A 26,461-nucleotide genomic window follows, 5' to 3' on the forward strand; every position below is an offset into this window, starting at 1 on the left:
GATGGCCAGAATTAGACTCAAGCCAGAATTAGACTCAGGCAAGAGCCGAGCGCAAAAAGACTCACTTTTCCTGTAAAGGCATAGTTCCCTGTTTAAGCTTCTGGGAGACCACAGCCGTCACCCCGTCCGACCGCATGGTAACGCCATAAAGGGCATCGGCAATACTCATCGTTCTTTGCTGATGGGTAATAATAATCAACTGAGACCGCAGACGCAAGGCATTGAGGGCGTCCAGAAGACGGGTCAGATTAATGTCATCCAAGGCTGCTTCAACCTCATCCAGGATGTAAAAAGGACTGGGTCTGGCAGTGAAGATAGCAAAAAGCAGGGCCAAGGCTGTTAATGACCTCTCCCCTCCGGACAGGAGAGTCAGCTGCTTAACCCTCTTGCCGGCCGGGCTGGCCTCAACAATCACGCCAGTTGTCAGCAAATCATCCGGATTCTCCAGAACCAGCCTGCCCTTTCCTCCCGGGAAGAGGGTTCCAAACACCTTCTCAAAAGCAGCGGCAGTGTCGTCAAAAGCTTCCTTAAAAACGGTAATCATGGTGGAATCCAGGTCAGAAATTAGCTTAAGAAGATCATCCCGGGACGAGGCCACATCTTTGCGCTGCTGATTCAAATAACGGTGCCGGGTCTCCAGAGCATCGTACTCCTCTGTAGCCAAAGGATTGATCTTCCCCAAGGCGGCCAGATCCCTCCGGGCTTTAGCCAACCTCTTTTCCTGCTCCTGCCGGTCATAATCCACCGTCTTAAAATGAGAGCGCAGAGCCTGAGCATCAGACAAGTCCACCTGCTGAGAATCCTGCTGCGATTCTTGCAGCCTTCCTTCCCCATTGTCCTGGTCAGAATCCTCTTCAGGGTCATCACTGCCAGTGGCGTCCCGGTCACCTGACTCCAGGGGGATGGGTCGTCCCGAATCATCTAAAAGAGGAACGGGGAGAGAAGGATTGTACGACTGCATAAGTTCTTCCAGGCTCAAACCCAAATCGTCCAGCGCCTTCTGTGAAATCTGTCCATACTGAGCAGCCACCCGCTCCCGATGAACATCCAGATCATGTTCTTTCTTGCGCAGATCATCCACAACCGGTTCCAGACTGTTGCGATGAGATCTAAGAGCGGTTAACTCACTGTCATGGCTGGAAGCCTCTTTCTGCAAATCCTGCCGACGATGGGAAACCCGGTTTATATGCACCAGCAAAGCCTGAGCCGCGGCCTGAGCCTGGAGCCCCAGAAGTTCGGCCTTACCCGCCTCCTCCCTGCGGGTTGCGTTCTCCTTTTCAATCCGCTCCCGGCGGATTTTAGCCTGGCGGGCATTATCGGTCAGGAGGGAGGCCTGTCTCAGATAGGACTGATATTTACGGTTAGCTTCAGTCCAAGCAATCTTGGCAGCAACTTCCTTCTCCCTCTCCTGGGACAAAAGGGTTTCCATCTGTCTTTCGCGCTCAGCAAGGTCATCCGTCGATACACCAGACTGATCAGCCTGGCTGACAGCCTGCAGCTGGCCTCGAAGATCATCAAGAGTCTGATCGTAGGACTCTTCTTCAGCATCTAATGACCGGGTACGATCCCTCAGCTGAGAAATCCTCTGCTTAATGCTGTCAATAGACTGACCTGTTTCCGCCTTATCTCTGCGAGCCTGCTGACGCCGTTCCTTTGTACGAATCAGGACAGTTTTGGCCTGTTCTTCCTGCTGACGCAGATCCCTGTAATTTTGATCTTCCTGCGTGATATGGGCATCAAGGTCAGTCAGACGCTCCTCAAAGGAAGCACACTCAGCCAAGGCCCTCTCTGCCCGGGCAGCCAGGCTCAAATCACTGGGAGACTTAGTAGAACCGCCTACCCCGCCCAGGGAAGTCACCAATTCTCCATCGGCAGTAGCTACCTGGAAAGGCCAGGAATGTGGCCGATCTCTCTTAACCTCCGCCAGCTCAAGCGCCTGCTGAGCCTGGTCAAGGGTAGGAGCAAGAGCTACATCGCTGAGCAGAACCGCCAAAGAAGAGAGAACCCCCTGAGCCACTGTTCGATCTGGACAAGAAGGATTGGGATGAATAACCTGCACAGCAGGCAGAAGACCAGGAACAGCGAATTTACTGTCCTGTTCAGCTGCTTCTCTGTGACTGTCCCTGTCTTCCCCTTCCCGGGCAGAAAGAACAACAGTCCTGCCCATACCTTCTTTCCTGGCCGCAGTCAGTGTCTGGGAAACAGCAGGGTAATCAGGAACTACGATGGCGCTGGCAAAGGGCCCCAAAGCTCTGGACACCGCTTCTTCCCAGCCCTGATCTATGTGAATATACTGGGACAAACGACCTAAAACAGGCAGATCCTGGTGGTGTTCCAAGTCAGCAGTACTGCCGCGGGACTTGAGGGTATCGGTCAAAGCGTCAGCCTTGGCTTTCAAGGAAATAATCCTGGATTCCACCTGCCTGTGCTCTTCCTTACTGCGATCCAACCGTGTCCTGGCCTGATCAACCTTCTGCCTAATCTCCTGAAGGTTAGTTTCCGCAGAATTATCGTCCTGGTCAGTCTGCTCATCCAGGGAAGCCATATGGTCTTGAGCCTGCTGGAGCTGCTTAGCAAAAGCTTCGCGCTGGTTATCCAAATCCTTGCGTCGGGAGGCAAGAGCTTGTTTCTGCCCTTCCTGCCTGGCCAGCATTTCTCTGATACTGGCTATATGGGCATCTTTCTCCTGGGCACTCTTGCGCAGCTGGGTGATCATCTGCCGCAGGGAAGCCAGTTGCTTCTCTCTTGCTGCTCTCACCTCGGTCTGCTTATCCAAAGTCAGACGGGAATCCTCGCTCAGTTTTTTCTCTTCCTCTGCCTGTTCATTCAGTTCTTCAGCCCTTTTCAGAAGGATTTCGGGGTCTTCCGAGCCAATTGGGACAATCTGAGACAACCAGGATCGGGATCGTTCTGCTGCCAAAGCTGACAAAGATTTGAACCGCTCCTCAATTTGAGACATAGCCTGCCAGGTACGGTTGATGGAATCAATGGCAGGACTGGATTTGCTGGCTAAGTCTTCCAGATGCTCAATACGAATCTTTATTTCAGCCAGTTCCTGCTGCTGTTCAGCCAACTGAGCGCGAATTGCAGCCAGATCATGGCGGAGGCTGTCTCTGCTGTGGGTAATCTGAAGGGCATCATCGGCATAGAGGCGGCTCATGGCATCTCTGAGACTGATCTGAATGCTGTCTGCCCGGCGGGACACACGGGCTTGCCGGCGAAGAGGGCCCAGCTGCCTGTGGATCTCCTGAAGAAGATCGTCCACTCTGTCTAAATTTTCCTGAGTCCCCTGAAGTTTGCGCAGAGCACGTTCCTTACGCTTGCGATGTTTAAGAATCCCTGCCGCTTCTTCAATGAAAGCCCGGTTATCAGCCGGGGTTGCCCTCAGAATGGAATCAAGTCTCCCCTGGCCTACCACCACATGCATATGAGAGCCCAGGCCAGTATCGCTTAAGAGCTCCTGAACATCCAGAAGGCGGACAGGGGAACCATTAATGGCATATTCGGACCCTCCATTGCGGAAGATCGTCCGGCTGATAGTGACTTCTGAATAATCGATATCCAAAGTCCCATCGGAGTTGTCAATGGTCAGGGAAACCTGGGCACGCCCCAAGGGAGATCGGGAAGAAGTACCTGCAAAAATTACATCCTCCATGGAGGTTCCCCTCAGAGTCTTTGCCCCCTGCTCCCCCATAACCCAGGCCAGGGCGTCCACAATATTGGACTTACCAGACCCATTAGGTCCTACAACCGCTGTGATTCCTGGCTCAAAGCGCAGGGTCGTGGCGTTGGCAAACGATTTGAAACCTCGTAGGGTCAGCTCTTTGACATACATCCGCTATTTATCCCCGTCCGTCAGACCATCGTGCAAGACTTCCTGCAGATACCGAGACACGGCAGATAAGGTGTCATCATCATCGCCACTGGTATCATCGCTATCAGCACCCTGCCTGATATTATCACCCTGCCCCGGCTCTTGACTTCCTGCAGAAGCCGTAAGGCCAACAGAAACAGCCGTCTGAGACCTGTCTTCCTGGTTGGCAGTCAAATCCCTGGCACGCTGTTCCACTGTTTTAGCCAACTCCTGATTGGGCTTTTCCTCCAGGAGAGTCCGGGCATCTCCCACAGTAACAAAACTGCCAAAGATTACAATCCCGTGCCCATAACCTACACCCAGATCATCATCCACATCTACCAAATTGACAGCGGTCTGTATAGCGTCGGGCAGGGAATCCTGACGTATGACCCTGTCGGGTCCGAACACATCCTGAGCAATCTTTTCCAGCTGATCTACCGACATAACTCTCTGTGTCCACGAATTCTCAGTTACAATGATTTTGTCCAGTACCGGCTCCATTATTCCCAGGACAGCTTCCACATCCTTATCTTTCATCATGGAAACCACACCTACGATCTGCTTAAAATCGAAGTTCTCTTCCAAAGCCTCTCTGACAGCGCTGACTGCCTGTACATTATGACCTCCATCCAGAATGATGGTTGGGGAAGAACGAATAATTTCCAATCTACCTGGAACTTTTACCGTCTGCAAAGCCTGGGAAACTATATCATTATTCAGCTGACCACTCACAGGAATAACAGCCTCTGCTGCTGACAAAGCAGCCAGGGCATTATGAGCCTGATGAGAACCAAACAGGGAAATAGGAAGATCCTGGTATGTCCCCTGGCTGGTCTGTAGGGTAGCCATCTGCCCGCCGACCGCAGGAACTCGGGAAAGAACCTGGATCTCCTGCCCGTCATGCAGAACCGCCCTGGCACCTATTTCTGAAGCCTGGTCGTCAATAATAGACAGAACGGATTCATGGGTTTGAGGGCCGACAACCACCAGAGAGCCAGGCTTGATAATGCCGACCTTCTCCCGGGCAATATCCTCCACTGTACTCCCCAGCCACTGGGTATGATCCAGATCAACCGGACCAATAACCGCCGCATCTGCAGTCACCACATTAGTGGCATCCCAGCGACCCCCCATGCCTACTTCCATAATGGCAACATCCACTGGAGCGTCAGCAAAAGCCCAGATTGCCATAGTGGTCAGGACCTCAAAAAAGCTCATGCGGGGGCCGCTGTCAGCAAGGCTTGCAGCATCAACCATATCAATAAAATCTTTGACCTGGACATACAGGTCTGCAAACTGCTCATCACTGACCCGCTGACCATCAATAGCAATGCGCTCGGTTATTGACTGCACATGAGGAGAAGTATAAAGCCCGGTTCGAAGCCCATACGCACGGCAGATGGATTCAGCCATCTTGGCGGTTGACCCCTTGCCATTTGTTCCTGTGATATGAACTACACGGAAAGATTTCTCAGGATGACCCATAAAGTCCAGAACCATCTTCATACGGTCAAGTGATGGGTCGAAATCATGCTCAGGCGAGCGAGACATGATTTCCCTGTACACCTGATCAATTGTTCTGCTGAAATCTTGTGGAAACTCCTGTGACATAATCCTTGAGTTTAAGCCAATAAGGGGACTTGTTTATCGTCAGTCCCGCCTAAGATAAAAGCATAAAACAGCTAGTACATTTTTTAAGGAGATTATATGGCTGAAAATCAGAAAAATGAAGGTCAGCAGCATCCGGATGAAACGACTCTGGCAGCTGAATCCCAGCAGACCAAGCGCAGTCACAATCGCACTCTTCGTCCTGAATCCACAACATTCGAAAAATTCATGCTTTCGGGCTGGGGGGAAGAAAAGAATCAGGTAAAACCCCTGGAATCCGCAGCCTTTACTCCTGCCCGCCGTTCAGCTTTGGGGAAAAAGTTCCCCGGGCAACGGCTGATTATTCCTGCAGGCCAGCATAAAGTCCGCAATGATGACTGCGATTATGCCTTCCGCCCTGATTCAGCCTTTGCTTATTACACTGGCCTGGGCCAGGATTACGAGGCTGGTGCTGTTCTGGTCCTGGAACCTGTAGAAGCCGGAACTGCGGCTGGAGATGGTTCACCTGCACAGAGCGAAACTCACCAGGCTACCCTGTATGCCCATCCCCGCAGCGACCAAACTACAAGCGACTACTATAGGTCTGCTGCTTACGGTGAGTATTGGGTGGGAGCCCGTCCTGGTTTGAAAGAACTGGCTATCATGACCGGAATTCCTACAGCAGATATTGCTGATTTCGATCACGATTTGGCCGCCAATGTGGGAACCGGTGACGGTCACGTTGATGTGAGGGTAATCCGCAACGTGGATGCCGATATTACCCAAGAAGCAGACAAGGTTCGGACTGCTGGCGGTTTTGATGATGCTGCTGACATATCTGAAAAGGATGATGCTTTTTATCAGGCAACCTCCCTCCAGCGAATGATTAAAGATTCCTATGAAATCAACGAAATGCGGAAGGCTATTGCTGCTTCCAAGGACGGTTTCACCCGCATGCTGGCTGCGCTGCCTTCTGCATTAGGCAAAGACAGAGGAGAGCGAATTCTTGAGGGTGAGTTCAACGCCAATGCCCGAGAAGAGGGCAATGCAGAAGGCTATGGAACTATTGTCGCGTCTGGCGCTCATGCCCCCACCCTTCACTGGATGCGCAATACCGGAAAGATTGAATCGGGAGACCTTCTTTTGATTGATGCCGGAGTTGAGGTAGACAGCCTCTACACGGCGGATATTACCCGCACCTTCCCCACCAACGGCAAATTCAATGACCTGCAAAGGGAAATGTATCAGGTTGTTCTCGACGCCCAGCAGGCTGGATTTGAGGCTGCCAAGCCTGGAGCCACCTATTCAGTGATTCACAAGGAATGCATGAGGGTTTTGGCCCAGGCCCTGCATAAATGGGGAATTCTCCCAGTCAGCGTGGAGGAATCCCTCAGTCCTCAGGGCCAGCAGCACCGTCGCTGGCACGCCTGCGGCGTAGCCCATCACCTGGGTCTGGATGTTCATGATTGCTCCCAGGCACGCTTTGATGACTATCAGGGAGCTCCCCTGCGTCCAGGAATGATTTTCACCATTGAGCCCGGCCTTTATTTCAAGGACAACGATATGCTGGTTCCCCCCGAATTCCGTGGAGTAGGAATCAGAATTGAAGATGATGTTCTCATGACTGAACACGGCCCTGAATGGTTAAGCATTGATATTCCCAAGCAGATTGACGATGTGGAAGCCTGGATGGCAGATAGTGCTGCACGGCAGTCTTCAATCAGAAAATAATAAGTAAAGGCTATAAAGCCCAGTAAGGAGCGCTATGGCAGATCCGCAAGAGCACACTACCAGCCAATCAGATACGACGACGGACGGGGGTTTGTCAACCGGACATCCTGATCGCATACAAGGCCACAAGCCTCTTCTGATCAGCTTCGGAGAAGTGCTCTGGGATCTGCTTCCCGAGAGCAAGATCGCCGGAGGCGCTCCCACAAATTTTGCCTATCACGCCTCACGCAACGGGGTGGATGCCCTATCTATCAGCGCGGTAGGTAAGGATGAGCTGGGTGATGAGTTGGAAGAAACCATCCGCAGAACAGGTGTCCCCTACCTTTTTGAACGCAGCGATTACCCTACGGGGACTGCGGGAGTCACTTTGAGCGACGATGGAACAGCTTCGTACTCTATTGCCGAAAACGTTGCCTGGGATCATATTACTGCAACTACTGCTATGGTAGAAAAAGCGGCTACAGTTGATGCCATCACTTTTGGAACCCTGGCCTGCCGCAGCGAGCAGTCCCGCCAATCCCTTTTTACCCTTTTAGAAGCCTTGCCGCAAAAGGCCATGCGATTTTTTGATCTCAACCTGCGGGGAGATTATTATACACCGGATTTAATTACCAGTCTGCTCAAGGTCAGCACTCATGTGAAGATGAATGCAAGTGAATTCTCCTTCCTGAGAGCTCTCTTTTCCATAGAGGGAGACAATGAAGCAGCCTGCAAATGGCTTTTTGATCATTTCCCCAGTCTGATCTGCGTGACTATTACTGCTGGAAGGGATATGTCTTTCGTGGCTGGGCGAAATGGAGAGATCTCACTGATTCATACCCCGCGAGTTAAGGAAATGCGGACTGTTGGTGCCGGGGATGTGTTCAGTGGGACTTTGGCTGCTGAACTTCTCAAGGGGTCTTCCCTGTCCGATGCCCATCAACGAGCAGTCAACGCTGCGGCATATGTCTGCACTCAAAACGATACCTGGCCAGAATACCCGCAGACTATTCTTGATTATGTGTCCTGGCAAAATTTGCGGCAGCTATAAGCTCTAGGTATTAAGTAGTCCCACAACGCTTTTCTATCTGCCCTTCCGGGCCTACCCAAAACTCGTTAGTCCCATAGAAGTCACCCATAGAAGCCGCCCAACCATTGTGACCTGTATGACACCGCCCCAGGAGATGTGTTCCTACTCCTGGGGTGTTGTCATCGTGGAGCCGCCGGGGATTGAACCCGGGTCCGGTAACCGTACTCACTGTCTTCTACGTGCGTAGTTTGCTGGCCTGATGGCTATCTGTCTGCCCCAGCACAGTCGCAAACAACGTGCGGCGGGCATAGACGCAATAATAGTCCCTCAAACGCCTTGAGTCTCAACGTTTCAGGCAAGTCTTCTTAATGACGTCCAGCTCCCTTCCAAAGACGAGAAGAGGTGGGCGGAGTCGCAAACTCGCTGTTTAGTTCCTAGCGCGAAGCTTAGGCAGCAAGAGCGAACTCAGTGCGATTAGATTTAGCACTTAATTCTTGCAGGAGGACATTAACGAGTGGACCCCTGCGTTCTCGGCACGCTTCCCAGCAACGAACAGATCACCGTCGAAACCAATCGGCCCCATATTCACTTTTCACACAAGGTGGCTGCATCAAGAACAACTCACAGTAGTCACTGCAGGCAGCCTATACAGGCTATCAGATATATTCGCTCTTGTAAAGTCCAACCTGATATGCCTGGTTGCGGCACAACCTCACTGCACAACCTCGCTGTACAACTTACCGTACAACATCGCCTCACAACTTACTTCGTTCCCAACGATTTTTTTGCTATGGGATAATCCGGGGCAGATACATCAATGACCCTGTTATCACTCTTTTCTTCTGTCAGTTTAGCCATAGTCCGCTGAACAATGGCTATTTTGAAACTCATCTGGGATGAATTTCCCCACATAACAGTGAAGCCGGAGCGAAGAACAGTGATCACAGAATCCTGGGTCCTTGCTGTTACCGACGTAATTTGTGACCGCATATCGTCAGGAAGGGCAGCAAGAACTTTCAGAGCCTGCTTGACTGCATTATTTTTCAGTGCGGAAGAAAAATCGGAAACATTGATAAGGGGAATTCCTGCTGTTGAAGCCTTCTGGCCGGTCATTACCCTCCCCTGTGAATCTACTGCTTCAGTTGCATGGGCACTGTTGCAAAGAATGGCAGCGGGTTTGGAAGCACTGACAGTCACAGTAATCCCATGAGGAAAATTCCTGCTGACTGTAGCACCTCGAGCACCGGGGATGGCTGCCACCTGTTCATTGATTGATTGAGAATCGATCAGAAGAAGAGAGCGGCCTTTCTGCTGGCTGGCAATCGCGGCCACCTGCTGCTCAGTCACCCACTCGTTGCTGCCACGGACCTGAATGGATTCAGCGCGCAAAGCCAGCAGAGGAGAAAAGAAAAGAGACCAGACAGTCGCAGCGAGCACAGCAAGAATACCAATAAACACAAGGACTCGCCAAATAATCAGTCTGCTGCGAACCCGCTTCTGTTCCTGCTGACGCTGACTAAAACTAATGATTTTGGGCCGTACATCAGGTTTACCGGCCGGATCAGGCTGGTTCTCCTGGCGGGAAGAGAGTTTACGGGCATCAGTAAAGCGGCCACCTGTACTGCCAACAGATCTGACCTTCCTGTTTGAGCGAAAAGGGGAACCGGACTGCTGACCGGAATCCGTCTTATTCCCAGAGTCTGACTGATGAGAATGTCCAAAAAGATGAGGCATATGCTAGTCCCCGCTCACATCGCCTGTTTTTTCAATTCGGAAAGGACCACATCTGCAACGGACGTAATGGAACCAGCCCCCACAGTAATGACCACATCCCCAGGCCCGCAGTGTGAAGCCATAAGGCGGCCTGCCTGATTCATATCGTCAATGCTGGCTGAAAATTCAGGTCCATTCTCTTTCTTCATAAGAGAAACGATAGTATCGGCAGATACCTGAGGCCAGTCTTCCTGCTTTTCCCGTGCCGGGAAAATACCGGTGACCATCACATCGTCGGCAAGACTAAGTGCATCAGCAAACTGCTGGGCAAAATAAAAAGTTCGAGAGTACAGGTGGGGCTGGAAGATGACTCGGATTTTCGACTGAGGGAAGCGACGGCGGGCAGCTTTCAGAAGAGCTACAATTTCAGTAGGATGATGGGCATAATCATCGACAACCGTCACGGCCCGTTCCACTCCACGAATCTCAAAACGCCGCTTAGCTCCGTAAAAAGTATAGGCAGCCTGGCAGGCCTGGTGAGGATTCATGCCTAAAAGGATAGAACAGATAATAGCAGCTGCTGCATTCCTGGCATTATGAAGCCCCGGGACCCGCAGTTTAACCGGGTACCTGCCGGGAAGAACATCCTGAGATGGCCCTCCTTCAGACTGAGCCAGAAGACTGGCAGGCAGGAGCAGACTAAAACTTTCAGCAGCCTGATCTTGTTGCCCTGACTCAACTTGGGCTTCAGCAGTTTCTTCCTGCTCAATCCTGACCAGGGTGGCCGGCAGACCGGCTAGGCTGAAATCTTCCTGAGTTGTATACACCACTGCATGGTGGAGTGCTTCCTGGTTGAGAGATTTCAACACAGCCAAAGCCCCCGGATCGTCTCCACAGAGAATAACATGGTCCAGGGCATGATGAGCATGGTCCACAAATGCTTGTTGAAAGGCGGCAGCAGAGCCATAATGATCCAGATGATCGGGCTCCACATTGGTGATAACAGCTATGGAGGGATGATATTTTTCAAAGCTTCCGTCAGACTCATCTGCTTCGGCAACGAAGACTGTACCCCCACCTGCATGACCTCCATCTACTGTCCCCTGGTCGGTCCTGATAGATCCGCCAATGGCAAAGCTGGGGTCATGCAGGTCCGATGAAGAAGCTGACTGAAGAATCTGAGCAATCATGGCGCTGGTCGTAGTTTTTCCATGAGCACCCGCTACCGTCACTGACCGAGAATGAGCCATAAGCAGGGCAAGGATATCACTTCTATGCAGAATTCGCAGGCCACGTCTGCTGGCTTCTTGAATCTCCGGATTATCCGACTTAATGGCGCTGGACCAGACAACCGTCTGGGCACCCTGAAGGTTTTGTCCTTTCTGATCCAGGTAAATAGTGGCCCCCAGGGCCTGTAAGCGGTCAGTTTTGGCGCTGGCCTGCCTGTCCGAACCAGAAACGGGGACTCCCCTTTTCAGTAGTATCTCAGCCAAAACACTCATGCCAGCACCGCCAATGCCAATAAAATGTGTGGCCCCCAACTGATCCAGACTAAAATCTGCATAATTTATAGGCTGACTGGTGGGATCTAATACTCTAGGTGAAGTCAAAGGTGAATCTGTCATAACTCCTCGCATCCTGGGTCTTTCTCTATTGTACAGACTGACAATTGCTTATGCCAGTGCAAGGTCTAATATGTGCCGGGCCATCACAGTTGCTGCATCCCGAACCCCATAATTCCAGGCAGCCCGGGACATGGCAGCCAGTTTGTCAGGATGGGATAAGAGGGCGGGGATATGATCTTTCACCCATCGACTGGTGAAATCTTTATCGGCCACTATAAGGCCGCCTCCAGCTGCAGCAAGCGGCTGGGCGTTCAGCCTCTGTTCTCCGTTCCCGATGGGAAGAGGAACATAGACAGCTGGCAAACCCAAGGCAGAGATCTCTGCTACCGTTCCTGCCCCTGACCGGCATATCACCAAATCTGAGGCACACATGGCTAAATCCATCCGCTCCCAGTATTCCAAAGCATGGTAGTCTCCCTCAAAAGTCTCAGTCATTGACAGTGACGAAAGGGCTCGACTGCCATTTTGCTCACAGACCTGGGCCGCAACCTGATCGAGCTTTCCCCGGCCGGTCAGATGGATAATCTGGGCCTTCTTCAGCAGGTCAGTACTGGCAGAAGCCACAGCCTTGTTCAGACTCAGAGCCCCTAAAGATCCGCCTGTCACCAGAACAACAGGCTTGTCTGCTTTCAATCCCAATTCCCGCCGCGCTTCTGCCTGAGCAGCCTGCCGGTTTTCTCCCAGCCTGGCAGCCATGTCAGAAATTTCCTTTCTCAAAGGAAGGCCTACCCGCTCAATAACGGTATGAGCACCTCCTTTCAGCCCCGTATTTTCATACACTGTTCCTACAAAATCAGCCCATCTGGCCCCCAACTTGTTGGCCATACCAGCTCGGGCATTCTGTTCATGAATAACTAAGGGCAGCTTCATCTTATGAGCCATAGAATAGGCAGGGGCAGAAGCGTAACCTCCTACTCCCACCACCAAATTGGCCTGATGCTCCTGAAGAATCTGTCTGACCCTGCGCTGCTCTCTAGCCCAGCGGATTGGGAACTGTACAGCATCAGCGTTAATTTTCCGGGGAAAGGGGACCTTGGCTATTGTCTCCAGTTCCAGGCCGGCAGCTGGAACCAGGCGGGCTTCCAGCCCCACCGACGTGCCTATAACAGTCAGTTTTACCGATGGATCCAGGATAGATAACTGATCTGCGATGCTTAGCATAGGATTAACATGACCGGCAGTTCCGCCGCCAGCAAGAACAATACTCAAGGGTTGTGTCATGATTTGAGCATACCTCAGACCCTGTAAACCTTGTAGATCCTGTATCCTTGCCATCCCCGGTCTTGATCCTGCCCAGACCTAGTATTGCCTGGACCTGTTCGCTTCTGAGTCAGTTTTAGGTTACTGTTTTTTGAGTGTTGCCCGAATTTCCGGCTGACGCCGGGAAAGACCAATCACTATGCCAGCTGCAGCCAGGGTAATGATCAGAGCACTACCTCCGGCGGAAATAAAGGGAAGCGGCAAACCGATGACCGGTAAAAGAGAAGTAACTACCCCAATGTTGATAAAGGTTTGAAAGCCAATCCAGCCAGCAACGCAGAGGATTACCGTTTGAGCATACGGATCCGTGCTGCGCAGGGCAATATTGATCATGCACCAGATGAGAATCAGGAAAAGAAGAATAACTAAAACAGCCCCCACATACCCTAGTTCTTCTCCGATCACAGCAAAAATGAAATCATTCTTGGCCTCGGGCAGATAATTCCACTTTTCCCGGGAAGCACCAAGCCCTACTCCCATCAAACCTCCCGAGGCCAGAGCATACTTTCCGTGGACAATCTGATAACAGCCCAGCTGGCTGGGACCGCCTAAACAGCCACTGTAAGTAGCCAAAAAACGAGCCCGACGGTTCTCACTACCGAAGACGGCAAAATATCCAACTGCTCCTCCTGCCACAAGCAGACCAGCAAAAAGCCAGCCCAAGGGGAATCCTCCCACATAGAGGGCAACAATCCCGATAGCGGCAATTACCAGACAGGTTCCTAAATCTTTACCAGCCAAAACGAGAATAAAAGAGATAGCCAAAGTGAGTACCGGAATCCAGTAAGAAAGAGCTTTCTTTCTCGATCCTTCCTGATTCTGGGATTTCCTTGACGCCAAGGTAACCGTAAGAGGCATCCACAAGCACAAGGCCAGCTTCATGATTTCAGCAGGTTGGAACTGGACTCCCGCGATGGACAGCCAGCCGCGGTTGCCGTTGATTGTTACTCCCAGTTTGGTCAAAGTCAGCAGTTGCAGGCCCCAGGAGAAAAGAAGAATTATCAGGCTCAGGTTGCGGATCAGATTAACTGACCAGCCGGAAAGACCCACTATGCCCAACCCAATTACCAGTCCAATGAGGGCAAAAATAATCTGTTTGCCAGCATCTCTGAATGCGGAGAGACCAGCCGCAACCAAACTGACGCTGGAACTGGAAAATACCATGATAATGCCCAAAAAAGTAAGAGCAATCACAACAAAAATCATGCCGTGGTAGCAGAAAACAGGGTTAAAAATATTTCTCCAGCCAGAATAATTCGCCCGACCTGCGGTTGGAGAATTACCGTTTCCACCGCTCACGTTCCCTCTGACCCTGTCACTGGTTTTGTTTCTGCCCTTGGCCTTTCTTCCCAGATTCTCATCTTCCAGGCGGGAACCCTGCGTGACTATGGCCACAGCCCTGTCTAGACCTTTGAGCTGGGAATCAGATGACTTTTTTCTGCGATTGTCAGTCCTGGTCATGGAAATTCTCAACCTCCTGCTGGTGGGCGACCCAAGTTTGAGCGCAGGAGGCAAACTGATCCCCGCGGTCAGCATAGGAAGCAAATTGATCCATCGATGCACAGGCTGGAGCCAGTAAGACCACGTTGCCCGGTTGGGCGTAGGAAACAGCAGCAGCCACAGCTTCTTTCATAATGGAGTTCTTGTGACCAGGATCAATACAGGTATAGGGAATATCCGGTGCCTGACTGTGTAAGGAATGAAGAATCTGCGACTGATCCTGCCCAATAATCACTGCAGCCTTGATAACCTTTTTTTGTTTGGCTACCAGATCATCAAAATGTGCACCTTTAGACAGGCCTCCGGCAATCCAAATCACGGATTGATCGGGAAAACTGCTCAGGGATGCTGCGGCAGCATGGGCATTCGTAGCCTTGGAATCGTCAATGAATCGGATGTCACCGGAAGATGGGGAATTCGCAGAATCAGGGTTGGCAGAGTGCTTGTGATAGACTGCCACCTTTTGTATCCTATGCCCTCCTGGTGCAAAACCTTGAAGGGCAGACAGGGCTGTCTGGGCCGGAACACCATAACCGGCTGACAGGCAGAGGGCACAGAGGGCATCAGCCAGCAGATGGGGATAGACAGTCCCATCAGGTTCGGTCAGATGCGGAAAATCAGTTAGAGCTGCCAGGCGGCCCTGAGGAATAAGAGGGGTGCGGGATACAATCCACCCCTGATCAATTCCCACCTGGCCGTCAGCCGGCTGCCCGAGAGTAAATCCAACCTGAAGACAGGTAGAATCAGATTGCGCCTGCTGAGCAAGCTGAGCAGGTTGAGCAAGCTGAGCCTGCCGGGCTTGCCGGGCAAGCTGGCTTACCCGGGGATCATCGGCATTATAGACCAGAGCTTTTTTAACATGTTGGTACACTCTCGCCTTATCAGCTACATAATTTTCAAAACCACCATGCCAATCCAGATGATCATCTGCCAGATTAGTTATGGCTGCCGCCTCCAGCTGCAGGCTGTACGTATAGTGGAGCTGAAAGGAGCTGAGTTCTACAACCAGGGCCTGATTATTTTCATCGACAGCAGCCTGGGAGACAGGAACCCCGATATTGCCCACGGCAGGGGCTGCCAACGATGCAGCCTGCAGAATTTCTGCAGTCATTTCAGTCGTAGATGTTTTTCCGTTGGTACCGGTAATTCCAATCCAGGCCGCGGGTTGGCCGGATATCGGGTTGCGAGCCCTGATCTGCCAGGCGAACTCCACCTCCGAAATGATAGGAATCCCTCGGGCAGCGACCCTGGTCAGAAAGTCGCTGTGGGGAGAAAATCCAGGAGACGTCACCACCAGGGAAACTGGCTCCCAGTCAAAATCATCAGCCATAACCTGGGCAAAGGTGTATGAGGCTGCTTTTTTGTCGTCTACGGTAACTATCTGAGCTGATCTCTGTTTGAGGATAGCCTCCACACTGGAACCTCCAAGGCCAAGACCAGCAATCATAATCGTTGTCCTGCCAGAGAGACTGTCAGCTATAATCCTGTGAATCTGCCTAGTACGTTTATCAGCCATCATATCTGAATTCCCTGTGTCACAATCTCGACAAAACTTCTGTCAACCCTAAAGAAGACCTGAAGCAAAAACCCAATCACCGTAAAAAATAATAACCCCCAGAATAACAAAGATCATCTCTACCATCCAAAAGCGAACGACTACCTTGTTTTCCGGCCACCCCAGGAGTTCAAAATGATGATGAATAGGAGCCATCTTAAAGACTCTCTTGTGGGTGGCCTTAAAGCAGCCTACTTGAATGACATCCGACAAAGTTTCAACCACAAAGAGGCCGCCAATGATGATAGCCAAGACTTCTGTATGAGTGGCGATAGACAAGGCAGCAAACAGGCCTCCCAGGGCAAGGGAGCCGGTGTCGCCCATGAATATTTGGGCTGGATTGGTGTTATACCAGAGGAAACCAAAGCAGGCGGCTACGGCGCAGACGGCAATAATAGCCAAATCCTGAGGATCTGCCACTGTATAGGCCATTCCACCCTGATGAAAAGCCAGACGACCAATGCCAGCCAGGTGGAAACCAGCCCTGTGATAACTCTGCCAGAAAGCAATGAGACCATATCCCAAAAAAGCCACCATGGAACTGCCGGCACAGAGTCCATCCAGACCATCGGTCAGATTGAAAGCATTGGTCCAGGCGGTCATCAGCAAGTTAACCCAGATAACAAACAGAATAGTTGCAGCAATCTTGCCCAGACTCTGAAAATCAATAATCAGATTTTCGCTGAAGGAAATGCCGGGATGGGCGGCTGGCCCGGTGCCAGGCGATGTCGTCATCAGAGATAAGACGGCATAAATAGTAGCGAAAATAAACTGACCAATGAATTTGGCCCTCACGCTCAAGCCTTCGTTTTGTTTCTTGGACACTTTGGCAAAGTCATCAATGAAGCCAAGGGCTCCCATGGAAAGCATAGCAAAAAGAACCAGGAGCGCAGGGATAGAGAAAGAGGTGCCAAAGGCAAGGAAGCGGTAGAGGGCTGAAGAGAACCAGCCCAGAAGGATAGCGAGGTTAATGACCACCCCTCCCATGGTGGGTGTTCCCCTCTTAACCAGGTGGCTTTGCGGCCCATCCTGGCGAATATATTGACCGTAATGGAGCCGTTCCACAATCCGCATCATAATGGGAGTGCCAGTAAAAATAACAATCAGAGAAACGATTAGGCCAATAATAAGGGCTATCATGATTCCACTTCCCCGTTGATCTTGTCTGACTGTGACCACATATTCGCTAATGTTTGCAGGCCGGAGGCATGAGAGCCTTTGAGAAGAACCACACTTCCCGGATTTTGCCTGGCCAGCTGAGCTACCCGTGTTGCTGCCTGCCCGGCTGAATGCTCCTCATAGGCCTTCAGCAGGCGAACAGGCGATTGCTCCGCCCTCTGGCAAGCCCCCTGACAAAGTGCTGATGCCAAAGTATCCAGATGGTCGTCTGTTTCGCTGCCCACTGTTACCACATAATCAGCAGACTGGGCCGCATATGCTCCCAGAGAATGGTGAAGATCTTCTTCCCGAGGTCCCAATTCCAACATGGATCCCAGAACGGCAATCTTTACCGGTTCATTGCCAGATTCAGCAGATTTCCAGCCGCTCAAAGCATCCAGGCCGGCCTTCATAGAGTCTGGATTAGCATTAAAAGAATCATCAATCAAAGTAAAACTCTCCCCTGCTGTGAGCGTAACCAGACTGACCGCCATACGGTGCGGGCTCATAGCCTTGTGATTAAACAGCACAGAAGCAATAGTCTGCGGACGAACACCAAGGCAATAGGCAACGCTGACTGCCGCCAAGGCATTCATCACATTATGAACTCCTGACAAGCCTAACGTAACGGGAATGCCGGGAAGATCAGGCAGGTGAAGGGTAAAAGAAGGGTGATCCTCCTGATCCTGACGGGTATCGGTCGCATAAATAAAAATCTGTTTTCGAGAGTCACCGGGCAAATTTTGGGGATCAATCCTGCCATCGGAAAACCATACCAAAGTGGACGCGTGGGTAGATCCAGTCATCAGACGAATATTGGGATCCTGAGCATTGAGCACAGCAATTCCCTGGGAAGTCAGAGCCTGAACAAGCTCGCTTTTTGCCTGACGGATCCCATCAACTGATCCAAAACCGCCCAGGTGAGCTGCGCCAACCTTAAGCTCCACAGCTATATCGGGAGGAACCAGCCTGGTCAGGTAAGCGATCTCCCCCGCCGCAGACGCGCCCATTTCGGCAACAAAGTAGCGGGTAGTTTCATCTACCTTCACAGCGGTGAGGGGAAGACCAATTTCATTGTTGAAAGATCCCACAGGAGCAATGGTTGTTCCCGCGGTCTGCAGAAGATCTTTGACCAAATCCTTGGTAGTTGTTTTACCCACAGAACCGGTAATGCCCACTACAGTAAAATCTTTCCCTTCTGCCAGGGCAATTTGACGGCGGCGGCTGATGTTGTATCGGGCAAGTCTGCCCAAAGATCCGATCGTATCGGTCACCACCAGCTGAGGAAGGACTGCCCCCTCTACAGGGTGCTCCACCAGAGCTGCGCAAGCCCCAGCCCGGGCAGCCTGATTCACATAATCATGCCCATCTACCCGCTCTCCCTTGATGGCAACAAAAAGGCTCCCTTCAGACACCTGACGGGAATCGGTAACAACAGAAGTAATCTTGGTTGAACTGTCGCTTCTGTCTCCTGCCTGCGATGAATCGGACGGACTGGATACAAGAGTGGCAGAAAGTATCTGAGCTGCCTGGAAGACTGACAGGGCAATCATTAATTATTCTCCTGACGTTTGTTGATTTCCTGCGCCAAGAGCAAGGCGCTGCGAACATTATTTTTGCGGACCCCAGCGCTCATTGCCATGGCAGCACTCAGGTAAACTTCATATTCCTGATCAGCAGGGATGGAATCCAACACGCTACGGGCGACTTGCCGAGAGGCATCAGTGGGAAGTACACAATGCGTATCATCATCAATACGAGCCCCAAAAGAAGCAAGCTCCTGCCTGAGCCTGGATGTGAGATCGTGCCGGGATGAATGCCCCTCCCCCTTGTGATAATTAGGGATCCACCGAGACCAGTGCCTCTCTTGTGGGCGGCTGGGTTGATGGTTGTCTTCAGCCTCAGCAAATTCAGCGGAATGGTCCCTGCCAGAATCCCCCCCTGTTTTTTCTTCCCCCATTTTTCCATCTCTTTTGCCAGACGATGGATCAGAGGTCAGATCAGAAGAGTTAATCTGATCAGTTTGTGCAGTCCTTTCTGTTTGTGTGGTATGTGGCTGAAGATCGGAAGCAATAAAAGACTGAGTGTGTCCACAGACATCAATTCCCACATGGCTTAAGGCTCCAGGATTAAAAGTACTGCTGTTGATGGTAAGAATGACCGTATTTACCCCATCTTCCAGCATTTGGGACAAAATCATCTGGGTTTCCAGAGGACCCAGAGGATAAGTACAGTCCAACTCCCTCTCCAGTGAGAAAGACTTTCTGGAGTCAATAACCCCAATGGGGTTGCCCAGCAAGTGCAGGAGTTGAGCCAGGGAATCAGCAGCATAAGAGGCCTTCTGGCCGACAACAGCAAACGTTGCCAAGGTGTCAGTAGGCCGCCCGGCAAGGAGAAAGGCCAGATATCCCAGCTGTGCCGGACCCAGGTCTCCAAAAAGCAGGGGAATAGTAGAGACTGAGGAGGAGGAAGAGGAGGAAGCAGAAGCCTGCTGGAGTTTTTCTTTAACCGAAGTGGGGAAAAGTATGCTGTAAGCTCCTTTACTTTCAGCTTCTTTAATCTGCTCTAGAGGGCCCTGATCAGTTCCCAGATAGAGGGTGCCGGGGGAAACTTTTTCCAGTGAATCAGACAGGGAGGTAACAGTAATATCTTTGCCATAAGGGAAGTCGGTACTTACACCAAACCTGCGAATCAGGTCACTGACAGTGAAGTGTTCTGACGTCGCCTCAGTCAGGAAGCTCATAACAATCTCCTATCTGTGAATGCAGGCAGGCATTCTTTACCATGTAGTACTTATAGCACTCTTGCGAGGGGTTGACTGGGGAATCTTATACTTCTGCATAAGGAATTCACCAATGGCATTGATTACTGGGCCGGTTGCGATACCGCCATGCTCGGAAGGATTCATAAACATAACAGTAATAACATAGCGGGGGTTATCAGCCGGGATAACCACGGAGGTATCGCCTACGATCCTGGTGAGGGCACCAGAGCTGTCAGCGACTTCAGCCGTTCCTGTTTTTCCGGCCAACCTGTACCCCTTGACCTTAATCACGTTCTTGTATTCCTCATCCATGACGGATTCCATCATATCCATCATGTCTGCTGCTGTCCCCTTGCTTACCACCCTGGTGCTGGCAGCGGGAGTAGGAGTCGTGTCTTTCCCGTCTTTGTCTGTGGATTTCTCAATAATGGACTGGCCTACCCGCACACCTCCATGTGCCAAGGTTGCTACCACATTGGACAACTGCAGGATGTTGACTGTATACCCCTGACCGAAGAGAACAGTTTCCTTGGTCCTGGTGTTCCACTGCGAATCAGGATAGAGAAGCCCATTGGAAATACCGGGATAAGCAATTCCCAGACTTTGCCCAATGCCAAACTTTTTCAGGTAAGCATAACGGTCGGCAGCCGTATACTTAGTGGAAGCCATGATCATACCGACATTGGAAGATTCATTCAGAATCCCAGCCAGGGTCAAATGCTCCGTACCGTGACTTTCCACATCCTTATACCGCTGCCCGTTCAGAAAAAGAGTTCCTGGGACAGCAAACCGATCTGACCCCTTATGAATTCCCAGCTGTAAGAGACCGGCTGACGAAATCAGTTTGCCTATGGACCCTGGCTCAAAGGTAGAATTCATGGCCATAGAGCCCTTCAAAATAGCCTGAGAACTTCCAGCTTGATAAGAATTGGTATCTGCTATGGCCAGGATCTTCCCAGTTGAGACTTCCTGCACACAGGCCACGCCCCACATGGCCCCCATTTCTTTTCTGCGGGACTTGAGATTTTTTTCCAGATACCACTGGACATCCCTGTCAATTGTCAGCCGAACTGTCCCCCCATTTTTGGCACCTTGGATTACTGTTTCAGTACCGGGGATCCTTTGACCGCTGCCGGCACGCTGATATACCTGTTTGCCATTGCTCCCGTTTAAGGAAGAGTTCATCATAGCTTCAATCCCTGAGACCCCGATCCCCTTGGAATCTACTCCGCCAATGAATGCCCCGGCTACGCTGCCGCTGGAATAGGATCTTCTCACCGTCAGCTCTGAACCAATCACACCGGACAGATTAAGTTTGTCAATGGCTCGTTTAACTGCAGGTGCTACATTTTTTTTGAGAACGATGTAGGAGTTATTCCCAGCCAGCTTGGCGCCAAGCTCCATAGTATTCATACCCAACACAGGAGCAAGGATTTTTGCCACCGCAGCAGGTCCGGACCCTGGAACATTATGCCCGTTTATTGCATGGCAGGAAGATTCATTAGTTCCTTTACAGGCGATGGGCTGGAAGTTTCTGGCACCCTTTTGATCTGCATAGATAGTATAGCGCTGCTCGCTCTGGGCCAGGACGACTCCGTTGGTGTCAGTAATATTACCGCGAATAGCCTGAACAGTGGAATCCACTGTGCGAAAAGCTGCCGCCTGCTGTGCTGTAGCAGGGCCCTGAATCAGCTGAACAACAGTCAAACGAATAATAAGAATGACAACGAGAACAATAATGAGGAAGGTTAATCCCAGAGTCCTTCTGCGGAAAGTCTTGCTGTATGCTGGGTCGCTGGACCCTGTGTGCAAGGTTTTAATCAAACCTTGTAGGCGCTCTTTCACGGTGACCTCGACTTTCCAATCAGGATGATTTTACTATTCTCCTGTTCCCTTCATATCAACTGTAATCGAGTTGTCCGATGTTGTCATGCCCAACTTCTGTGCCTTATCGGGCAAACTGGCTTGAAGTTTTTCCAGCTGAGCCTGTTCCTGCTCAACGTCCTGGGTGAGGACAGAAATATTCTGCTCCATTCGAGACAGGGTGAAGGCATTCTCCACAAGCTGAACTCTCAGTCCCAGCACTCCCACAGCACAAAAGACGATAATAGTCAGGGCCAGGGCAACCTGAGCAATTCGGGCATTCATATAACGCCTGAGCCTGGACTGACTCCTGCTGGCAGACGTCCCCCTATCTGCGGCAGATGCCGAATGGGAAATAACCCTCAGCTGAGGTCGAGAAGGAGCCTCAGAATACGTCTGAGGGTGCGAGGTGCGGACCGTGCGCGGTTTGCGGGCTGGGGAGGCCATATTTTACTCCTTATTTTCTGTTCTGTATCTGTGCTGGTTTTTACTATCTGCGTATGTTTTGCTGCCGGCTGCTATCTTCAGATTTCTCAAACCGGGTTTATCGATAATTCGAAGGAATCTGATCATGAAAACGTTTTCGAACCGTATCCGGAAGGGGGCGGGAAAGAGATACTGCCCTGAGTCTGACTGAAGTTGAACGGGAATTATGCTCTGCTTCATCCTGATCTGCCTTTATGGCCCCATGGGTCAAATCGGTGAAGAAAGGTTGAGCATCATCAGGAATAACAGGAAGACCAGGAGGAAGATTCGCCTGCAGACCCTGAGCCATAAAGGATTTGACAATCTTATCTTCCAGGGAATGGTAGGACTCCACCACCAGGCGACCGCCCAGAGATAGGTGCAGGGCTATCTGGGGTAAAGTTGCTGCCAATTTGTCCAGTTCCCCGTTTACCTGAATGCGCAGAGCCTGAAAAACGCGCTTGGCGGGGTTTCCTCCCGAACGATGAGATTTAGGCACGACCCGATCAACTAGCTGAACCAGTTGTCCAGTAGTTTCTACCGGATGGCCCTTATCCCTCTGCCGAACCAGGGCGGAGGCAATCTGTCTGCTGTACCGCTCCTGACCATAGTGACGGAAAATCCTGGTCAGCTCCTCCTTGCTTGATTCGCGAAGGATATCTTGAGCAGTCACAGTCTGATCAGTATCCATCCTCATATCCAGTGGGGCATCGTGGCTGTAGGAAAATCCACGGTCGCTTTCATCAATCTGCAAACTGGACAGGCCTAAATCCATAAAAACGGCATCAACGGTGTCAAGGCCCTGATTTTCCATCAGGGAAGAAAAATCATCAAAAGCAGCATGGAGGGGAATAAATCTGTCGGCAAAACCCAGATTTTTCATCCTGTCAGTTGCCAGATCCAAGGCCTCCCGATCGCGATCAATTCCAATCAGCCTTGCCCGGGAAGCCCTAGCCAGAAAAGCACTGGCATGACCAGCCAGGCCCAGGGTGCAATCCACAATCACAGGAGTCCGGTCAGCTGCAGCCTGATCTAATCCGCCACAAACCAGTTGGCAGCATTCGTCTAAAAGCACAGGGGTATGGATGGAGGCAATATCTGTCATCAGAAAGCCACCTCCGGAAGCACGTCATCAGCTATATCGCTGTACCCATCTTCCTGTTGATCCAAATAAGTATCCCAGTCGGCTTTATTCCAAATTTCTGCCCTGGTCCCCACACCAATAACCACAATATCTTTACTGATATGGGCATAGTCACGCAGCATGGAGGGCAAAGTAACCCGACCCTGCTTGTCCGGTTCCTGGTCAACGGCACCAGAGAGAAACACACGGAGATAGCTGCGGGCTGCCTTGTTGCTCAGGGAAGTTCTTTGAATCTGGGCAGCAATTCTGCGAAATTCCGCAAAAGGAAGCAAATAAATGCATCGTTCCTGACCGCGAGCCAAGACACAGCCCGAACCTAGCTGCTGCCGGAATTTAGCCGGCAGAGCCACTCTTCCTTTGGCATCAATTTTGGGGGTGTACGTTCCCAGGAGAAGAGGAGGGAGAAGGGAATCAGTACCGGCAGGTGATACAGAATTTTCAGAGGCTGAGTTCGTAGAGGCAGAAAAATCAGAAGAAGCGTCCGCACCCCCGCGGCCGCTGTCGTTTTTTTCGCGCATATAATCACCTCCAGATATTCACCACTTTACCCCACAAATCTCCACTTTTACCCACTAACACGAAAAAAGCCGAAAAAAATTATCCCCCAGCCTCTTTCTTCACACCTTGATTACTTCTTCCCTGCTTACCTTTCTTTCCTCGCCCTCCTCTGCCAGCCTTACCTGTGCTCCACTCACGCTCAGAGAAATCAGAGAAATTTGTAGGGCCAAGAGAGTAAAGTATCTTCTGCTTTTTTAGGATTTTGTACTAAGGGGATCAGGCCGGTGACCGACTATTCTCATCAGATTCGTGAGGAACAAAAACTTGTAGATCGGGCCTACAAGAGGCTCGACAGTTTACGCACCCAAATCAAGGGACGCCTGCAATCCGTTCGCGCCAGGGGAGGGCATGGCTCTCCCACTCAACGGTCAGAACGCGACTCTTTTGCAACCATGTATGAGGATCGGCTGATGCAGTTGAGAGCAGTCGAAGACAGGCTGGTGTTTGGCCGTTTAGATGATGCTTCTGGAAACCAGCGCCATATCGGCCGCATCGGTCTGATGGATCAGAATCATGATCCCATCCTGACCGACTGGAGAGCCGAGGCGGCAAGACCTTTCTATGAGGCCACTCCGGAGAATCACGGATCTATTGTTGCCCGCCGGCACATCACCCTGCATCTACGCACAGTCGTAGCTTTGGAAGATGAAGTCCTGGATATCCATTCCGATCAAGTATCCAAGGCCAGCCAAAGCGGCACCCTCACCGGCGAAGGAGCCCTTCTGGCTTCCCTGTCCAGCAGAAGAACGGGAAAGATGACCGATATTGTTGCCACCATTCAGGCTGAGCAGGATAAAATCATCCGTTCTGACCTGGCCAAGGCTGTGGTAGTTCAGGGCGGTCCGGGAACTGGCAAAACAGCTGTTGCCCTGCACAGGGCAGCCTACCTGCTTTACACTCACCGAAAGAGTTTGCAGCGGTCAGGGGTTCTTATTATTGGCCCGAGCCCGACTTTTCTTCATTACATTGATCAAGTTCTCCCCTCATTGGGGGAAACAGGAGTAGTCAGTCGCACGATTGGGGATCTGATCCCCGGTACTAACGCCCTGGTAGATGACAACCCTTACGCTGCTGCCCTCAAAGGGAACAAACGTATGGCTTCTATGATCAAAAATGCCGTAGCAGCCCGAGTTCGCATTCCCAGCCAGCTACCCTTAATACCGGTCAACGGCATTAAGGTCCCCATGGTGGCTAGCGACATCGAACAGGCTCAGCGAAATGCCCGCAGCAGCCACAAGCCCCACAACCAGGCCAGGGAAGTTTTTATTAATTCCATGCTCTCTTTGATGACCAATCGCTACAAAAATCAGCTGGATTATCTGCCTGCTGAAGATGAACTTGACAATGTTCGGGCAACTCTACGAATGAATAATGCTGTCCGCAAAACCCTGAATATTGCCTGGTTGCCTATGCCTGCTGAATGGATGATCCAGGATATGTTCTCCAAGCCTCACAGAATGCGGCAGTTCGCCCCCTGGCTGAGCGAAGACGACATCAAGCAGCTTACCCGGCCAAAGGATGCCCCCTTCACGCGGTCAGATATTCCTCTCCTGGATGAGGCCATGGAACTTTTGGGCCCCGATCCCCGCCAGAAGGCGGAGACAAATGCCGCAGACCTGTCCCGCAAAAGGGAAGAAGAATATGCCCGGCAATCTATGCAGATTGCAGGAGTTGATCCTTCTCTAGTTTCTGCTTCTGACCTGGTAGATTCAATGTCCGGCGGCGATGAAAGCACTCTCGCTTCCCGGGCTGGCAATGACCGGCAATGGACTTACGGTCATATTGTGGTAGATGAAGCGCAGGAATTAACTGCTATGGACTGGCGTATGCTGATCCGCCGTTGCCCTTCTCGTTCTTTTACCATTGTGGGAGATGTTGCTCAGACGTCAGCATTGGCAGGAACCCGTTATTGGGCCAGAACAATGGATCCTTTGTTTGGCAAAGAGGGATGGCAGCTTGATGAGCTGACGATTGATTATCGCAATCCGGAAGAAGTCTGCACCCTCTCTTCCCGCTTTGCCCACGACGAAGGCCTGCATGTTTCTACGGTTAGTGCAGCCCGGCATGTTCCTGATTCAGTCAGTCGGATCCTGGTTCCCAATCAGACTCCCTTGAGAAAAGCTGACAGCCCCTTTCCTTCACTGCCCGAAGCCTTCTTTCAGGCCGTGAATGATCAATCTCTGGAGGCAGTACGCCGGTTTGTTTCTTCCGACGGTAGCGGTCGGGTGGCTGTCATCTGTGATCAGCAGATCAAAGATGAGGTTGACAAATCCCTGCGTCTTGCTTTGAGGACCAGTCCCCTCCTGGCCAGTGAAGAGTTCAACCGATTAACCTCGCAACCTCAATGGGATGCCCAGCTAAGCGTGTACAGCCCGGTTGATGTGAAGGGTCTGGAATTTGATGCTGTTATCTTGGCCAACCCTGGGCTCATCATGGAGAATGCTTCAGCTAGGTTAGTCGCGGCTTCTGATCTTTATGTCGCTATGACCAGACCAACTCAAAAGCTGGTCATTATTCAGACTGAGGAAGACCAGGCTTTAATCAGTCTGTAATCTCTTGTGATGAGAGTACTGACAGCGTTAAGCAGAACAGCAGTGCCAGGCAGAACAGCACACAGCAGAAAAGTCTCGATACAGGTAAAAGTATCTCACTAGAGAAAAAGGGGAAGCGCCG

General features: G+C 51.4%; 17 protein-coding genes and 1 other RNA gene. 3 read left to right on the plus strand and 15 right to left on the minus strand.

Translation table 11 applies throughout. The features are described from left to right. Positions 1-61: 61 nt before the first annotated feature. Together SCIP_RS04460 and SCIP_RS04465 are read right to left on the minus strand one after the other, a co-directional pair. Complete coding sequence (locus SCIP_RS04460) at positions 62-3,835, minus strand: AAA family ATPase (RefSeq protein WP_006293342.1); 3,774 nt, start codon at positions 3,833-3,835, stop codon at positions 62-64. A gap of 3 nt (positions 3,836-3,838) precedes the next feature. Next, positions 3,839-5,467 (minus strand): bifunctional folylpolyglutamate synthase/dihydrofolate synthase, encoded by a 1,629-nt coding sequence (locus tag SCIP_RS04465; protein WP_048349269.1) that lies wholly within the window; start codon positions 5,465-5,467, stop codon positions 3,839-3,841. 96 nt (positions 5,468-5,563) lie between these two features. Between SCIP_RS04465 and SCIP_RS04470 the strand changes: the two genes are divergently transcribed. Together SCIP_RS04470 and SCIP_RS04475 are read left to right on the plus strand one after the other, a co-directional pair. Beyond that, positions 5,564-7,174, plus strand: a complete 1,611-nt coding sequence (locus tag SCIP_RS04470) for an aminopeptidase P family protein (RefSeq protein ID WP_006293344.1) — start codon at positions 5,564-5,566, stop codon at positions 7,172-7,174. A gap of 34 nt (positions 7,175-7,208) precedes the next feature. Continuing rightward, positions 7,209-8,204, plus strand: a complete 996-nt coding sequence (locus SCIP_RS04475) for a PfkB family carbohydrate kinase (protein ID WP_006293345.1) — start codon at positions 7,209-7,211, stop codon at positions 8,202-8,204. A gap of 161 nt (positions 8,205-8,365) precedes the next feature. On the opposite strand, the gene ssrA is transcribed toward SCIP_RS04475, so the two are convergent. The 13 genes from ssrA to mraZ all read right to left on the minus strand — a co-directional run bounded on the left by ssrA (position 8,366) and on the right by mraZ (position 23,748). Continuing rightward, positions 8,366-8,764: a transfer-messenger RNA gene (ssrA, locus tag SCIP_RS07635) on the minus strand. Positions 8,765-8,945: 181 nt separating this feature from the next. Next, positions 8,946-9,917, minus strand: a complete 972-nt coding sequence (locus tag SCIP_RS04480; protein WP_006293346.1) for a cell division protein FtsQ/DivIB — start codon at positions 9,915-9,917, stop codon at positions 8,946-8,948. A gap of 14 nt (positions 9,918-9,931) precedes the next feature. Then, positions 9,932-11,521: a UDP-N-acetylmuramate--L-alanine ligase gene (gene murC, locus SCIP_RS04485; protein WP_040590666.1), complete on the minus strand. Its 1,590-nt coding sequence runs from the start codon at positions 11,519-11,521 to the stop codon at positions 9,932-9,934. 48 nt (positions 11,522-11,569) lie between these two features. Continuing rightward, positions 11,570-12,742 (minus strand): UDP-N-acetylglucosamine--N-acetylmuramyl-(pentapeptide) pyrophosphoryl-undecaprenol N-acetylglucosamine transferase, encoded by a 1,173-nt coding sequence (locus SCIP_RS04490; RefSeq protein WP_040591182.1) that lies wholly within the window; start codon positions 12,740-12,742, stop codon positions 11,570-11,572. Between the two features lie 120 nt (positions 12,743-12,862). Further along, a complete protein-coding gene (locus tag SCIP_RS04495; RefSeq protein WP_040590668.1) occupies positions 12,863-14,242 on the minus strand; it encodes an FtsW/RodA/SpoVE family cell cycle protein in 1,380 nt (459 codons plus the stop codon). After that, positions 14,229-15,728, minus strand: a complete 1,500-nt coding sequence (gene murD, locus SCIP_RS04500) for a UDP-N-acetylmuramoyl-L-alanine--D-glutamate ligase (protein WP_006293350.1) — start codon at positions 15,726-15,728, stop codon at positions 14,229-14,231. Before murD ends, SCIP_RS04495 begins: the two co-directional genes overlap by 14 nt. 117 nt (positions 15,729-15,845) lie before the next feature. Beyond that, the gene (gene mraY / locus SCIP_RS04505; protein ID WP_006293351.1) at positions 15,846-16,976 is read right to left on the minus strand and encodes a phospho-N-acetylmuramoyl-pentapeptide-transferase; all 1,131 of its coding nucleotides are present in this window, start codon (positions 16,974-16,976) and stop codon (positions 15,846-15,848) included. Further along, the gene (locus SCIP_RS04510) at positions 16,973-18,547 is read right to left on the minus strand and encodes a UDP-N-acetylmuramoyl-tripeptide--D-alanyl-D-alanine ligase (RefSeq protein WP_006293352.1); all 1,575 of its coding nucleotides are present in this window, start codon (positions 18,545-18,547) and stop codon (positions 16,973-16,975) included. Before SCIP_RS04510 ends, mraY begins: the two co-directional genes overlap by 4 nt. Next, complete coding sequence (locus SCIP_RS04515; RefSeq protein ID WP_006293353.1) at positions 18,547-19,737, minus strand: hypothetical protein; 1,191 nt, start codon at positions 19,735-19,737, stop codon at positions 18,547-18,549. The genes SCIP_RS04510 and SCIP_RS04515 overlap by 1 nt, the downstream gene beginning before the upstream one ends. 36 nt (positions 19,738-19,773) lie before the next feature. Continuing rightward, complete coding sequence (locus SCIP_RS04520) at positions 19,774-21,582, minus strand: peptidoglycan D,D-transpeptidase FtsI family protein (protein WP_006293354.1); 1,809 nt, start codon at positions 21,580-21,582, stop codon at positions 19,774-19,776. 54 nt (positions 21,583-21,636) lie between these two features. Beyond that, a complete protein-coding gene (locus tag SCIP_RS04525; RefSeq protein WP_006293355.1) occupies positions 21,637-22,068 on the minus strand; it encodes a hypothetical protein in 432 nt (143 codons plus the stop codon). A gap of 97 nt (positions 22,069-22,165) precedes the next feature. Continuing rightward, positions 22,166-23,191, minus strand: a complete 1,026-nt coding sequence (gene rsmH, locus SCIP_RS04530) for a 16S rRNA (cytosine(1402)-N(4))-methyltransferase RsmH (protein WP_040590672.1) — start codon at positions 23,189-23,191, stop codon at positions 22,166-22,168. Next, a complete protein-coding gene (mraZ, locus tag SCIP_RS04535; RefSeq protein ID WP_006293358.1) occupies positions 23,191-23,748 on the minus strand; it encodes a division/cell wall cluster transcriptional repressor MraZ in 558 nt (185 codons plus the stop codon). The genes rsmH and mraZ overlap by 1 nt, the downstream gene beginning before the upstream one ends. Before the next feature lie 264 nt (positions 23,749-24,012). Between mraZ and SCIP_RS04540 the strand changes: the two genes are divergently transcribed. Then, positions 24,013-26,340, plus strand: a complete 2,328-nt coding sequence (locus tag SCIP_RS04540) for a HelD family protein (RefSeq protein ID WP_006293359.1) — start codon at positions 24,013-24,015, stop codon at positions 26,338-26,340. Positions 26,341-26,461 lie beyond the last annotated feature (121 nt).

The sequence above is a fragment of the Scardovia inopinata JCM 12537 genome (assembly GCF_001042695.1).
GTDB lineage: Bacteria > Actinomycetota > Actinomycetes > Actinomycetales > Bifidobacteriaceae > Scardovia > Scardovia inopinata.